Origin of the sequence: Serratia sp. JSRIV004, assembly GCF_019968705.1 — a bacterium.
GTDB classification, from domain to species: Bacteria; Pseudomonadota; Gammaproteobacteria; order Enterobacterales; family Enterobacteriaceae; genus Chania; species Chania fonticola_B.
The window spans coordinates 1,644,461-1,658,201 of record NZ_CP074140.1; the positions used below are offsets into that span (position 1 = coordinate 1,644,461).

Below are 13,741 nucleotides of genomic sequence, written 5' to 3' on the forward strand. Positions count from 1 at the left end.
ATACCGCTGAAACGAGCAGGATAATTGTGAATAACGCATCTTTGTCGAGTCCTTTTTTCACGCTAAAGCTCTTTGATAGGATTAATTTAGCAAATATAGCTGCTACACATTAATTTGCAATTTTCACGGCTGAAACCAGTCATCAGCACTTTCCCACGTCTCCTGCAGTATTTCCTCGATCGCCTCTCTATCTTCCGGTGTCGCCCTGCCAACTGATAGCCCATCCATGCCAGCCATCCGAACGGTGGCTACAGCATCAGGAAACTTACGTTGTAGTCGCTTGTTCAGTTCAACAGCTAGGGCAGACGCAGCACCTGCTGGCAGTTTCTTTTTCTTATCGATGATCACTTCAACATGCAGCATGGCTAGTGTCTCCACTGTCAGATATCGGTAACCAGCCACTGATCGGCTTCTTCGAACATTTCCTCAACCATTCGGTTTAACTTTTCTTTTTCACTTTTACTGGCATCAGTATTGATGCCGTTTGCCTGCATCGGTTTTACGCGAACCTCGGCGTCAGGAAAAATCCGGTGTACTCGTTTTGTCAGTTCAGCTTTGATTATTTCGGCGGCACCAGGTATCTCTGACACATTACGTTTATCAAACACCAGTTCTACAAACATGATTACCCCTTTAGCTTTGACTGTTTATGTATACAGTATAATTTAAAGAAAAAACGTTCTGCAAAACAATTTTTAATGTGTTGTTTTTGCAGTGATTTTTGCTTGTGGAATTTTGATGGTTTTAGCAATGAGATGTGGCGATAACTAAAGTATAAACAATTAGTTATCGCCTTTTGAATCACGTAATCAAGCAGTATATCGAAAAGCACTCACCGCTGGATGCGGCGGCGTACGAGCCTAAAGGCGAGATCGTTTACAAGTAAGGTACTAGGCCGTTGCAGAGGTTTGTAACGGCCTGTTTTTTAGTCCCGCTTGGCGATTTCGGCGAAGGTGCCAGACAGTAAGCGGCAGAGATCGCTAGCCGCCAATTCAATATCCAACCCGCGTTTGCCGCCGGAAACGAAAATGGTGGCAAACTGTTGCGCTGGGCTGTCGATCACCGTGGGCAAGCGTTTCTTTTGCCCGAGTGGGCTGATCCCGCCGACAAGATAACCCGTCACCCGTTGAGCCACTGTCGGATCGGCCATTTCGGCTTTCTTGGCCCCTAGCGCTTTCGCCACCTTCTTCAAATCCAACTGGGTCGCTACCGGCGTTACCGCGACGGCCAGGTTTTTCGCGTCACCATTGAGGGCCACCAACAGCGTTTTGTAGACCTGTTCGGCGTTCAACCCCAGCTTTTTTACCACCTCGTCGCCAAAGTTGGTTTCTTCGCTATCGTGGTGATAGGCGTGGAGGGTGAAGGCCACCTTTTGTTTTTCAAGCAGAACCACTGCGGGCGTCATAATTTCTTTTCCAAAACTGTGGGAAGTTGTCATCGGTGGCAACGAAACGATAAAAATGGAGCCGAATGAGCAACCTGTGCCAAGGAGGATGAAAGGCAGTTGCCAATAGGTTCGTCAGGTTGCTACCCTGTCTATTGTAATCGTTAACACGGTTACAATGCGTATAACTAAAATATGAAAAATTCCTCTTTGACTGGCCAATAGCGATATTGGCCACTTTTTTATCGTGCCTGCAGCATGGCCGGTAAATTGTCTTCGCCATACAGATGCAAAGCGCCGACCGCCACCACATAGTTGCCCGGCGGTAATGCTTCCAGCTTTTGCTGCCAGTGGCGATTGCGGCGGTGCATCAAGACGTCGTACAACTCGGCACTGAAGGTGGAGGGCAGCGTTTCCAACGTGGCGTTCGGCTTGGCGTCCAGCCACCAGCTCACCATGGTTTGCAGCAAACGGGCGTTGGTGTGCCAGTGCTCTAACGTATCGTGCAGCAGGGCCATACCGCCTTCTGGCAGTTGTTCCAGCATGCTCAGCTGTTCTTCGGCCCCTTCCAGTTCGATCACCGGCATCTGCTGTACTTTAGCGGCTTGCAATAGCTGATAATCAATTCCGTATTCGGCGCGTAAACCCAGCCGCTGTGCCTGCCGTGCTTGCATCATCAGCGCTACCTGCCAGCCGGGAAGAGCAGAGAAGCTCTCTACATCCGCCCCCAGCTCCTGGCATAGCACCTGCAACCGTTGGAATTCTTCATCGCCAAGACGTTGTTCAATTTCGAGTTGGGGTTCAGCGTGGCCAAATGGCGAAGAGGAACCGGTAATATCGGCCTCAACGATCAACGCATCGGCCTGGCGCAGGCGTGCTGACAGCCGAGCAGGCAGGGGCGACATATCGACGGTGCCCATATGAATGCTACCGACCAAATGTAGTTGGCGATTTCCCGTCAGCTTGATGTCCAAGGCCGGGTAGGTGTAGCTCTGCGGGGAAATAATACCGAGAAAGGTAGCAATGCGGCGTAACAGTTGACCCATACAGCGTGGCTCCTGATCCTTTCCACCAGCGTGCAGGATGGCTGCTGGCTTTTCCCCATGCTAAACGCTAAGTGGCTGACAATAAAGCCCGAGGGCAGAGGAATTATCTCAAAAGGCCGGAGCGCGATGGGTTGCGCTCCGGTTGAAGGTTACTGCTTGGGTTTAAAACGCAGCAATCGGTTGGCGTTGCTGACCACGGTAATGGAGGAGAGTGCCATTGCCGCGCCAGCGACCACTGGGCTGAGCAGGGTGCCCGTCAGCGGATACAGCACACCGGCGGCAATGGGAATGCCAAGTGCGTTGTAGATAAATGCCCCGAGCAGGTTCTGTTTCATATTACGCAGCGTTGCCTTCGACAAGGCCAGCGCGTCCGCCACGCCGTTCAGGCTGTGACGCATCAGGGTGATCGCCGCAGTTTCGATGGCGATATCACTGCCGCCGCCCATGGCGATCCCGACATCGGCCTGAGCCAGAGCAGGGGCGTCGTTGATGCCGTCACCGACCATCGCTACCCGGTGGCCCTGAGCCTGCAACTGCTTGATCGCTTCGGCCTTACCGTCGGGTAACACGCCAGCAATCACGCGGTCGATACCGGCCTCTTTGGCAATAGCATTGGCGGTCACCGGGTTATCGCCCGTTAACATCACCAGTTGATAACCTTGCTGATGCAGGCGCTGTAGTGCGTTCACGCTGTCACTGCGTAACGGATCGCGGATGGCGATCAACGCGGCAGGTTTGCCGTTGGCGGCCAACAGTACCGGCGTGATGCCGCGTTCAGCCTGTTGCTGTATCTGATGTGTGAGCTCATCAGTCGCGATCTGTTTTTCTTGCAACAGCTTTGCGTTACCCAGCAACAGCTGTACGCCCTCGACCTCACCGCTTACGCCGGAGCCGCGTAAAGTACGGAACTGCTCTACCGTAGGCAGTGTCTGCCCTTTAGCCTGTTCGACGATGGCACGGGCCAGCGGGTGGTTAGCCCCTTGTTCCAGTGCGGCGGCCCAACGTAAGGCCTGCTGTTCATCCACTTGGTTAAAGGTGATGATTTCCACCACGCGAGGCTGGCCTTCCGTCAGAGTACCGGTTTTATCGAACACCAACGTATCGAGATTGCTGGCCTGCTGCAGCGCATCGGCGTCACGCACCAGCACGCCAAACTCCGCGGCCCGGCCAACGCCAGAGATAATTGACATCGGCGTTGCCAGCCCCAAGGCGCAAGGACAGGCGATGATTAGCACCGTGGTGGCGATCACCAGGGTGTAGACCAACTGCGGTTGTGGGCCAAAGAAATACCAGATGGCGGCGCTGAACAGGGCGATGGCGACCACGGTGGGCACAAATACCGCCGAGATGCGGTCTGCCAGCTTACCGATTTCCGGTTTGCTGCTTTGCGCCTCACGCACCAGCTTGATAATACGTGCCAGCGTGGTTTGGGTGCCAATGGCCGCCGCGCGAAACAGTACGCTGCCGTCGTCTACCACCGTACCAGCATGCACCGTATCGCCGACGCCTTTTTGCTGCGGCAACGCTTCGCCGGTCAGCATGGCTTCATCGATCCACACTTCGCCCTGCACGATCTCGCCGTCAACCGGGATGCGATCGCCAGTCGTCAGGCGCAAGGTCATGCCCAATTGCACCTCTGCGAGCGGGATACTTTGCTCCCCCTGTTCTGTGACCAGCCTGGCGGTTGGCGGAGTGAGATCCAGTAGCCGTTCCAGCGCCTGGGAAGAACGCTGCCGCGCGCGCTGCTCCATGGCATGACCAAGGTTGATCAGGCCGATGATCATCGCGCTGGCTTCGTAATACAGGTGCCGTGCCTCCATGGGGAAGAAGTCTGGCCACAGGTTGACGCTGATGGAGTATAACCAGGCGGCACCTGTCCCCAAGGCGACCAGCGTATCCATGGTGGCGCTGCCGTTCATCAACGATCGCCAGGCATTGCGGTAGAAGTGGCCACCGGCAAACACCATCACCGCCAGGGTAATGATGCCGACTATCAGCCATGGTCGCTGGGTTTCTGGCGTCAGCGACATACTGCCGCCAAACACGCCCCAGGCCATCAACGGCACGCCCACCGCCAAACCTAATGCGGCCTGCCAACGGAAACGTTTCATATTAGCCTGTGCGGTTTGCTGTTGGCGTTCACGGCGCTTGGTTTCGTCCTGGATCATCTCGGCGCCATAACCGGCTTTTTCTACCGCAGCGATCAACGCCTGCGGTGTGGCTTTACCGGTGATCAGTGCGCTGCGTTCCGCCAGGTTTACCCGCGCCAGCTCAACGCCCGGGACGTTCTGTAACGCCGTCTGGACTTTATTGACGCAGCTGGCACAGGTCATGCCGTTGAGTAACAGCTGGACGCTATCGTCAGTCTCGCTTGCCGGAAATGAAGAGGGGGCCGCTGCCTGGGGTTCCGGCAAGGTTGGGGCAGATTCAGTCAGCGGCTCAGTTTTTGGGTGGCTATTGGCTCCCGCCTGGCTGGCGTGATAGCCCGCATCCTCGACCGCAGCGATGAGCTGCTCTGGTGTGGCATCGCCATAGACTTTGGCCCCCTCAAGGGTCACATCGGCGGCGATCACGCCCGGCACCGCTTCCAGCGCTTTACGGGTGCTGCCCACGCAATGCATGCAGGAGAGGCCGGAAAGTTGTAACTCGGTGTCTGCCTGATGGGCGATTTCTGCCTGGTAGCCAGCGGCAACGACGCTGTCAATCAGCTCGGTAGCCGGGGCTGCACCGGTGATTTTAGCGTAGTGAACGTTGACGTTGGCCTGTTCGACGTCCGCGCGACTTTCCAAGGCTTTTTTCACCTTTTGCGCGCAGTTCATGCAGGAGAGCCCCTGCAACGCCAGCACGGTAGTTTGTGACATGATGGTTTTCCTCGCAAAATAATGGCGGTGGACCGCCTAGGTTCTTTTGATTGAGAATGATCTTAAACCTTCCAGCAAGGGGAAGGTCAATAGAATATTATTTTGATAGAAAAGGATTTGTATTAACGCAGTCTACAACTCGGCCACGCTCCGACATCAGGCCCGAATTTTGCGGGGTTTTCTTTGGGTATAAAAAAACCAGCCCGAAGGCTGGCTGTAGACTACAGACATTCCTCTACCAGCATGCGTACATGTTGCACCCTTTAATGGGATATTTTTTCGCGGGCTAATTCCGCTAGAAACTGGCTGCGGTTTTTGTAGCCGCGTGTGGTTTCTATGTACTTATCGATTGCCGTTAGTAAGTTACGTGGCATCGTCAGATTAAACTTAATCGATTTATCCTCATACTTGGCCGGATCTATCTCAACAAATCCCAAAATGCCGCCGTCTTCTCGCAGCCGACTATCATTGAGATAGGATTGCGGATCTTGGGGGGCGGCTGGAACAGGGAACCCCTCTTCGATGAGTGCTTCCATATGTACCCCAAAGGCCTCTTCTGCATTTTTTGGGATATCTGACATTTTCTCACCAGCAAAAAAACAGCCTTCTACATCGGGAAAGTAGCCATCAAAGCCTTCTGACGTCTTAAAGATGAATATTGGATAAATCATTGTTACTTCTCCAGTAAAGCTGCTGAGGCGTTTTGCGTTAAATCAATTTGAGGCCGGATATCTGTTGTACTTGCCTCAATATGCCCTTTGAAGAATCTTTTTTGGGGTGGGGGATGGTGATGATTTTTGCTACCCCCGGTTTTGTCATTGTTACGTGGCTTCCTGTTGCCTTCTTGCCCCTCGACTTCCTGATAATCCATCCGTCAGCCTGCAATCGTTTGATTAGTTCTCCACTTTCCATCCCTTTCCCCTGCGTCTCTCCTTTTGTGGGTATAATGCCCATCTTTAATCGAGTGGTCAATATTTTGTGGGTATAGTGCCCACTATTTTGTTCTTATCCTCGTTCACGTGATTTTTGTGTTGCAGCTCTAAAGCGGTAATTGTGGGATAAAGAGGTTATGATTTATCGATTTCACACGGTCACGTGAGTGGCCGTGTGCAAGGGTTAAGGTCAAGGGGGATAAAGTGAATATCAGCGACGTTGCCAAAAAAACCGGTTTGACCAGCAAAGCCATCCGTTTTTATGAGGAGAAAGGATTGGTGACCGCCCCGATCCGTACGGACAACGGCTACCGCAGCTACAGTGCCAGGCATATTGAAGAACTGACGTTATTGCGCCAGGCTCGTCAGGTGGGTTTCAACCTCGATGAGTGCCGTGAACTGGTCGCGTTGTTCAACGATCCGGCGCGGCACAGTGCCGATGTCAAAGCCCGCACGTTGCAGAAAGTCGCCGATATCGAAAAGCACATCAGCGAACTGGGGGAAATGCGCCAACGCCTGCTGGCGCTGGCGGAACAATGCCCTGGTGATGAAGGCGCAGACTGCCCGATCATTAATAATCTGGCAGGCTGCTGCCACCAAGGCTAGCGGATAATGGCGCGGATCACCAAGGTGGTGCCTTCGACCGCCACCACTTCAACTTCGGTGCCGATTGGCAGATCCTCGTTGGCTTGCGCGCGCCAACTGCTGTCGGCGATATTGATGCGGCCATGGCCGTTATGCATCGCCTCGGTCAGCGTGGCGCGGGTGCCGATCAGTTGACGGTTGCGCTGGTTGAGTACCGGCGAACCGCTGGTTGCCGTTGGCCGCTTGCGCAGCCAGTACCACCATAGATAGGCCACGGCGATGGTCATCACGGCAAACAGGCCCCCCTGCCACTCCCAGCTCAACTCCGGCAGCAGCCAGATAATCACCCCGACAATCACCGCAGAAACACCGCTCCACAGCAGATAGCCGCTGGCACCAAGCATTTCCGCGGCCAACAGCAGCCCGCCTAGCGAGACCCAGAACCATTGAGGGTTTGCTGCGATCTGTTCCAACATAATTACTTACCTTTGCTGTCTTTCAGCAATTCAGTAATACCGCCGATAGAGCCCAGCAGGCTGCTGGCATCCAGCGGCATCATGATCACTTTGCTGTTATTGGCCGAGCCAATCTTCTGCAATGCGTCGGTGTATTTCTGGGCTATAAAGTAGTTAATCGCCTGGATATTACCGGTGGCGATGGCGTCAGACACCAGCTGGGTTGCCCGTGCTTCTGCTTCGGCAGCACGTTCACGCGCTTCTGCCTGCAAGAACGCCGACTGGCGCTCGCCTTCGGCTTTCAGGATCTGCGATTGCTTATCCCCTTCGGCGCGCAGGATCGCGGCTTGGCGTACCCCTTCCGCTTCCAGAATGTCGGCACGTTTGGTTCGTTCGGCCTTCATCTGGGCGTTCATCGCCACAATCAGTTCGGCCGGTGGACGAACGTCACGGATTTCGATACGAGTAATTTTGACGCCCCAAGGGTTGGTGGCCTCATCGACGATATGCAGCAGGCGGCTGTTGATACTATCGCGCTGTGACAGCATTTCGTCGAGCTCCATGGAGCCGAGCACGGTACGGAAGTTGGTCATGGTCAGGTTAACGATCGCCTGCTCGAGGTTACTGACCTCATAGGCGGCACGAGCCGGATCGACCACCTGGATAAAGCAAACGGCATCGATTGACACGTTGGCGTTATCGCGCGAGATAATTTCCTGGGAAGGGATATCCAGCACCTGCTCCATCATATTGATCTTGCGGCCAATACGATCCATAAAAGGCACTACCAGGTTTAAACCCGGCATCAGCGTTTTGGTATAACGGCCGAAGCGCTCTACCGTCCATTGGAAGCCTTGCGGGACAATTTTGATGCTTGAAAAGACGATAATCAGCGCGACAACGATCACGATCGGAATAATGGTAAACATGGCACAACCTCCTGTCAGACATATTGCTAGATATTACGCCAGTGACAGAGGGAATGCCTAATACATCACCAGGATAAGACTGTTTTTTGCAGAAAACCTCAGGATCTCACGGCGAATACGCCGTTTCTATCAGGTTTGCTGCCGATTAGGTAACTTGAGGCCCAGAAGCGATAAAATCGCGTGTTAAACGGGTAAATCAATACTTTGCAGAAAGCCGGTGATGCGTTCATCGCGTCGTTGGAACAGCGTGACAATTTCTTCCACGGCTTTACCACAGTCGTTACGCCAGGCCAGAGAGAGCGGTGACGGTTGCCGCTGATTGACGACGTCACGGGTGATCAACTGGCCGCTATCCAGATAGGGTTGGCACAGATTTTTCGGCAAGAACCCGACGCCCAGCCCCTGCAGGTGGCATTCGAGTTTACTGCGCAGGTCAGGCACCTTGATCTCTTTTTGGCCGGGCAGCAGCCAGGCAACGCGTTTGGTCAGGTTGCGCGAAGTATCTTCCACGTTGATTGCCGGGTAGCTGCGCAGCCGATCTTCGTGCAGTGCCGTGTCCTGGCAGGCTGCGAGCGGATGATCTGGCGTGACCACAAAAGCCCAACTGATCCCCCCCAATTTCAAGACGCTGACGTCATTGGCCAGTGATTCAGAGCCGGTGGTGCCAATGGCCAGCTGAAAATCCCCGTGTAACAACGAATCCCATACTCCCATATACACCTGACGCGAGATATGAAACTGCGTGAAGGGATAACGCTGTTGCAGGTAGGCCAACAGCCGGGCGACGCTTAGCGGGTTGTACAGCAGGTTGTTGATTACTATGTTGACCTGATGCTCCACGCCGTCGTTGATCTGGCGTAGCTCATCGGGCATGGAGTCGAGCCAGTTGTGCCATTGGCGGCAACGTTCCAGCAGGTATTCACCTGCGGGTGTCAGGTTTACGCTGCGGGTGGTGCGGATGAACAGCTGGGTGCCGATGCTTTCTTCCAACGTTTTGATGCGGTAACTGATGGTGGCAGTGGTCTTGTGCAGTAATTCGGCGGCGCGGGAAAAGCTCTGGCATTCCGCGACTTTGATAAACGATCGAATTGTTTCGTGATCCAGCATATCGATTCCTTAACCGGTGCGGCCATCGTTCTCCTAGTGTTGCAAAAGAATTTACTTACCTTAGTTGCCTTGGGTTAGTCATAAAGCCGCTTACCGTGATCTCGCTCACGTTTTATTGCCCTTCCTCTGCTGAATACCGCTGAAAGTGACAACTCTGTTAACGAACTGTATCGCGGAGGTGTTTTTTTTAATGCCTTGATTATTAATTAAATATTTTCTGCTCGGCACAAAAAATGTGCAGTAGATCGTGTTGTGGAAAATTTTTCCAATATTAACTTTTAAATTTCAGGCGACCTGTCTAGAGTGAACCCATTCAGTCATGTTCCTTTTTGAAACGATCCTGGAGAAACTGATGGACCTGATTGCCGTTGAGTTAACGCCTGAAGCCTTTGCACCTTATGGGAATGTATTGCAGATCGAGGGCGCGCCCTTTTTCCATATTAATGGTGGGAAAACAGAACGATATCATGACCTTGCCAAGGTGGAGGTCGCCGATGACCATCGGGTGCTGGTCAGCATCAACCGATCTGAGCCTTGCGATCTGCCGTTGGAGTTCTCCGTGTTGGAGAAACACCCGTTGTCCTCGCAGGCTTTTATGCCGATGAAGGGAGAACGCTTTGTGGTGATTGTTGCTGAAGCCGGGGAAGGGGATGAAATTCCGTTACATACTTTGCGCGCCTTTATCACCAACGGTAAGCAAGGGGTGAATTATCACCGCAATGTTTGGCACCATCCGCTGTTTGCTTATGGCGCGATCACCGACTTTTTCACGGTCGATCGTGGCGGTGCCGACAACTGTATCGTCAAAGCATTGCCAGAGACTTACCGGGTTGTGCTTGGATAGCGCTGTCCCCAAGCGCACAGGCTGTTTATTATAGCGGAGAAACCTTGAGCTAAATAAGGAAAGCCTGAATGAACGAAGTACGCAGAAAGGGAAGACCAACGACAGAAGCAGGGGCGACGAAAGGCGCGCAGGCGTTGGATCGTGGGTTGGAGATCCTGCAGTTTCTGGCCAATGCCGGAGGAAGTTCGTCCGTTTCCGTGCTATCCGAGAAGTTGGAGTTACCGCTATCAACGACTTTCAGATTATTGAAAGTATTAGAGAAATCGGAATTCGTTTTTCAGGATCCCCAGCTTGGCTGGTGGCATATCGGCATCCAGTCGTTTACCGTCGGTGCGGCTTATATGAATGACAGGGATGTGGTATCGGTGGCGGGCCCTTACATGCGGCGGCTGATGTTGCTATCAGGGGAAACCGCCAATCTGGCCATCAGGAATAACTTTGACGCCGTGCTGATCCGTCAATGTGAGTGCCAGGCAATGGTGCGGATGTGCGCGCCACTTGGCAGCCGCTTACCGCTGCACGCATCTGGGGCAGGGAAAGCACTGCTGTATCCGCTGGCGGAAGAGGAGATGCTGGATTTGTTTGTACGTTCGGGGCTGCACTCGTTTACCCCGAAGACCCTGACCAGCGTAAATCTATTACGTAAGGATTTAGCGCAATCGCAGGCGCAGGGCTATACCGTTGATGCTGAAGAGCACGCTCTTGGCCTGAATTGCCTGGCTTCGGCGATCTTTGACCGTAACAACAACGTCATTGCGGCCATCTCTATTTCAGGGCCTAGTTCGCGCGTTAGCAGCGATCGTTTCAAGGAACTGGGGGAGTTGGTGCGTGACGTAGCCAACGACATCAGTACCGCGCTAGGCGAGTCGCGCAGCAAGAAATAGCACGTTTAAAGCAAAACCTGTAGCCGCGATCGCGGCTGCAGGATGAGGTTACCTCCCCGTTTATTACCTGAACGGGTTTTTTTGAACTCATTTTAAGTTTGGAAAATTTTTCCAAAATTTAGGAGAACGTTGAGATGGCAATTATGCGAGCAGTAGATGCGGCAATGTACGTGTTGGCAAAGGAAGGCGTGAATACCGCATTCGGCGTGCCTGGCGCGGCGATCAACCCTTTCTATAACGCGATGCGTCAACACGGCGGCATCAAACACTATCTGGCGCGTCATGTTGAAGGCGCTTCCCATATGGCGGAAGGTTACACCAGAGCCAAAGCCGGCAATATCGGGGTGTGTCTCGGGACTTCGGGGCCTGCGGGAACGGACATGATCACCGCGCTTTACTCCGCCTCTGCCGATTCCATTCCCATTTTGTGCATCACCGGCCAGGCTCCCCGGGCGCGTTTGCATAAGGAAGATTTTCAGGCGGTAGATATTGAATCGATCGCCAAGCCGGTCACCAAAATGGCGGTGACGGTCATGGAGCCGGCGCTGGTGCCCCGCGTGCTGCAGCAGGCATTCCATTTAATGCGCTCTGGCCGCCCAGGCCCGGTGCTGATCGATTTGCCTTATGACGTACAGATGGCCGAGATTGAGTTTGATCCGGAAACCTATTCCTCGCTGGGGGCTTACAAACCGGCAGCCACTGAAGCGCAGATCGACAAAGCCCTGGACATGCTGTGTGCCGCAAGCAAACCCTTGTTCATTGCCGGTGGCGGGATCTTCAACGCGGACGCGGCCGACCTGCTGCAAGAGCTGGCGGAGACCTGCAACGTACCGGTGATCCCAACGCTGATGGGCTGGGGCTGTATCCCGGACGATCACCCGTTGATGGCAGGGATGGCCGGGTTACAAACTTCACACCGTTACGGTAACGCCAACCTGCTGGATTCCGATTTGGTGTTTGGCATTGGCAACCGCTGGGCTAACCGCCATACCGGTTCGGTAGATAAATACACCGCCGGGCGTAAGGTGATCCACATCGATATCGAACCAACCCAGCTTGGCCGCGTGATCTGCCCGGATCTGGGCATTGTTTCCGATGCCAAAATCGCTCTGCAAATGTTAGTGGCAAGAGCTCGTGAACGTGCGGATCAAGGGACGCTGCCAGATCGCTCACAGTGGGTGGAAACCTGCCTCCAGCGCAAACAAACTCTGCTGCGTAAAACGCATTTCGATAACGTGCCAATCAAACCTCAGCGCGTTTACGAAGAGATGAACCGGGCGTTCGGGCGTGATGCCTGTTACGTCACCACTATCGGGCTTTCGCAGATCGCGGCGGCACAGATGCTGCACGTGTTCAAACCACGCCATTGGATTAATGCCGGGCAGGCGGGCCCATTAGGTTGGACTCTTCCTTCTGCTTTGGGCGTGTGTGCCGCCGATCCGCAGCGCAAAGTGATTGCGCTGTCGGGTGACTATGACTTCCAGTTCATGATCGAAGAGTTGGCCGTTGGCGCGCAGTTCAAGCTGCCGTACATCCACGTGGTGGTCAATAACGCCTATCTGGGGCTGATCCGCCAGTCGCAGCGCGGTTTTGATATGGATTACTGCGTCCAACTGTCCTATGAAAACATCAACAACCCGGAAGTGGGCGAATACGGTGTGGATCACGTCAAGGTAGTCGAAGGGCTGGGATGTAAAGCAATCCGCGTTGTTAAGCCTGAGGATATCGCTCCGGCCTTCCAACAGGCGCAAGAGTTGATGCGTCTGCATCAGGTTCCGGTGGTGGTGGAGATTATCCTCGAGCGGGTCACCAACATCTCGATGGGGACCGAGCTGGACAACGTCAATGAATTCGAACCCGTTGCCGAGTCGCCAGAAGATGCGCCGACCTCGGTCAGCTACTTCAACTATCAGTAAGGAGCAGGCTCATGCCGAAGTTTTCAGCCAACTTATCGATGTTGTTTAATGAAGTCGATTTTATGCAGCGGTTTCGCTGTGCCAAAGAGCAGGGATTCACCGCGATTGAATATATGTTTCCCTACGATTATTCCGTGCAGGCCTTGAGGGGCGCTCTGGAAGAGAATCAACTCACGCAGGTATTACAAAACCTGCCTGCCGGGGATTGGGCCGCGGGTGAGCGGGGTATCGCTTGCCTGCCAGGGCGCGAGTCCGAGTTTCGTGATGGCGTAGGTCTGGCGGTGGAATATGCCCGTGCGCTGGGCTGTGCGCAGATCAACTGCCTGATCGGTAACTCGGATAAGTCCGTCGCCCAACATAAGACCGATGAGATCGTGGTCGCTAACCTGAGCTATGCAGCAAGGGAGTTGGCCAAGGCCAATATCCGTCTGTTGGTGGAACCGATCAATAAATACGATATGCCCGCCTTCTATCTGCAAACCACTCGTCAGGCGTTGGAGCTGATGGATTGGGTCGCGAGCCCTAACCTGTTTATTCAATACGATATCTATCACATGCAGCGCATGGAGGGCGAACTGGCCCAAACCATGGAAACGCTGTTACAGAAAATCGCGCATATCCAGGTTGCCGATAATCCGGGGCGCCATGAGCCAGGCACCGGGGAAATCAATTACGACTATCTGTTCCGCGCGCTGGACAAGATGGGCTATCGCGGTTGGATTGGCTGCGAATACAAACCTGCGACAACGACCGCTGCCGGCCTGTCATGGATTAAGCAATATCAACATTGAGGGACAC

General features: G+C 53.9%; 15 protein-coding genes and 1 pseudogene. 6 read left to right on the top strand and 10 right to left on the bottom strand.

All coding sequences use genetic code 11. From position 1 onward, the window contains the following. Positions 1-123: 123 nt before the first annotated feature. Together KGP21_RS07730 and KGP21_RS07735 are read right to left on the bottom strand one after the other, a co-directional pair. On the bottom strand, positions 124-363 hold the full coding sequence (locus KGP21_RS07730) for a DinI family protein (RefSeq protein WP_223537730.1): 240 nt from the start codon (positions 361-363) through the stop codon (positions 124-126). A gap of 17 nt (positions 364-380) precedes the next feature. Then, positions 381-623: a DinI family protein gene (locus KGP21_RS07735; protein WP_223537733.1), complete on the bottom strand. Its 243-nt coding sequence runs from the start codon at positions 621-623 to the stop codon at positions 381-383. A gap of 182 nt (positions 624-805) precedes the next feature. On the opposite strand from KGP21_RS07735, the pseudogene KGP21_RS29740 reads away from it, so the two are divergent. Then, positions 806-886, top strand: a pseudogene (locus KGP21_RS29740) (bifunctional metallophosphatase/5'-nucleotidase); the annotation flags it as partial. Between the two features lie 39 nt (positions 887-925). Here the strand turns inward: KGP21_RS29740 and ybaK are convergent. The 5 genes from ybaK to KGP21_RS07760 all read right to left on the bottom strand — a co-directional run bounded on the left by ybaK (position 926) and on the right by KGP21_RS07760 (position 6,203). Next, positions 926-1,405 (bottom strand): Cys-tRNA(Pro)/Cys-tRNA(Cys) deacylase YbaK, encoded by a 480-nt coding sequence (gene ybaK, locus KGP21_RS07740; RefSeq protein WP_021805445.1) that lies wholly within the window; start codon positions 1,403-1,405, stop codon positions 926-928. A gap of 221 nt (positions 1,406-1,626) precedes the next feature. Further along, on the bottom strand, positions 1,627-2,430 hold the full coding sequence (locus tag KGP21_RS07745; RefSeq protein WP_021805444.1) for a TraB/GumN family protein: 804 nt from the start codon (positions 2,428-2,430) through the stop codon (positions 1,627-1,629). A 149-nt stretch (positions 2,431-2,579) separates the two neighbouring features. Beyond that, on the bottom strand, positions 2,580-5,291 hold the full coding sequence (gene copA / locus KGP21_RS07750) for a copper-exporting P-type ATPase CopA (protein ID WP_223537737.1): 2,712 nt from the start codon (positions 5,289-5,291) through the stop codon (positions 2,580-2,582). Positions 5,292-5,554: 263 nt separating this feature from the next. Beyond that, entirely contained in the window at positions 5,555-5,962 is a 408-nt protein-coding gene (locus KGP21_RS07755) for a type II toxin-antitoxin system HicB family antitoxin (RefSeq protein WP_021180099.1), read from the bottom strand. A 37-nt stretch (positions 5,963-5,999) separates the two neighbouring features. Beyond that, a complete protein-coding gene (locus KGP21_RS07760; protein WP_039995750.1) occupies positions 6,000-6,203 on the bottom strand; it encodes a type II toxin-antitoxin system HicA family toxin in 204 nt (67 codons plus the stop codon). Positions 6,204-6,427: 224 nt separating this feature from the next. On the opposite strand from KGP21_RS07760, the gene cueR reads away from it, so the two are divergent. Next, positions 6,428-6,829 carry a Cu(I)-responsive transcriptional regulator gene (cueR, locus tag KGP21_RS07765; protein ID WP_094981176.1) on the top strand — a complete coding sequence of 134 codons (402 nt, stop codon included), beginning with the start codon at positions 6,428-6,430 and terminating at the stop codon, positions 6,827-6,829. On the opposite strand, the gene KGP21_RS07770 is transcribed toward cueR, so the two are convergent. The 3 genes from KGP21_RS07770 to allS all read right to left on the bottom strand — a co-directional run bounded on the left by KGP21_RS07770 (position 6,826) and on the right by allS (position 9,299). Next, positions 6,826-7,284: an NfeD family protein gene (locus tag KGP21_RS07770; RefSeq protein WP_223500987.1), complete on the bottom strand. Its 459-nt coding sequence runs from the start codon at positions 7,282-7,284 to the stop codon at positions 6,826-6,828. The two genes, cueR and KGP21_RS07770, sit on opposite strands and share 4 nt — an antisense overlap. A gap of 2 nt (positions 7,285-7,286) precedes the next feature. Beyond that, on the bottom strand, positions 7,287-8,192 hold the full coding sequence (locus KGP21_RS07775; RefSeq protein WP_223537740.1) for an SPFH domain-containing protein: 906 nt from the start codon (positions 8,190-8,192) through the stop codon (positions 7,287-7,289). A 183-nt stretch (positions 8,193-8,375) separates the two neighbouring features. Then, complete coding sequence (gene allS / locus KGP21_RS07780) at positions 8,376-9,299, bottom strand: HTH-type transcriptional activator AllS (protein ID WP_021180095.1); 924 nt, start codon at positions 9,297-9,299, stop codon at positions 8,376-8,378. A 352-nt stretch (positions 9,300-9,651) separates the two neighbouring features. Between allS and KGP21_RS07785 the strand changes: the two genes are divergently transcribed. From KGP21_RS07785 to hyi, 4 genes are all read left to right on the top strand, one after another. Then, a complete protein-coding gene (locus KGP21_RS07785) occupies positions 9,652-10,143 on the top strand; it encodes an ureidoglycolate lyase (RefSeq protein WP_209528403.1) in 492 nt (163 codons plus the stop codon). A 68-nt stretch (positions 10,144-10,211) separates the two neighbouring features. Beyond that, a complete protein-coding gene (gene allR, locus KGP21_RS07790) occupies positions 10,212-11,027 on the top strand; it encodes an HTH-type transcriptional repressor AllR (RefSeq protein WP_021805438.1) in 816 nt (271 codons plus the stop codon). Between the two features lie 134 nt (positions 11,028-11,161). Continuing rightward, positions 11,162-12,943 carry a glyoxylate carboligase gene (gene gcl / locus KGP21_RS07795; protein WP_115158685.1) on the top strand — a complete coding sequence of 594 codons (1,782 nt, stop codon included), beginning with the start codon at positions 11,162-11,164 and terminating at the stop codon, positions 12,941-12,943. Positions 12,944-12,954: 11 nt separating this feature from the next. Continuing rightward, positions 12,955-13,734, top strand: a complete 780-nt coding sequence (gene hyi, locus KGP21_RS07800; protein WP_021805436.1) for a hydroxypyruvate isomerase — start codon at positions 12,955-12,957, stop codon at positions 13,732-13,734. Positions 13,735-13,741: the final 7 nt, after the last annotated feature.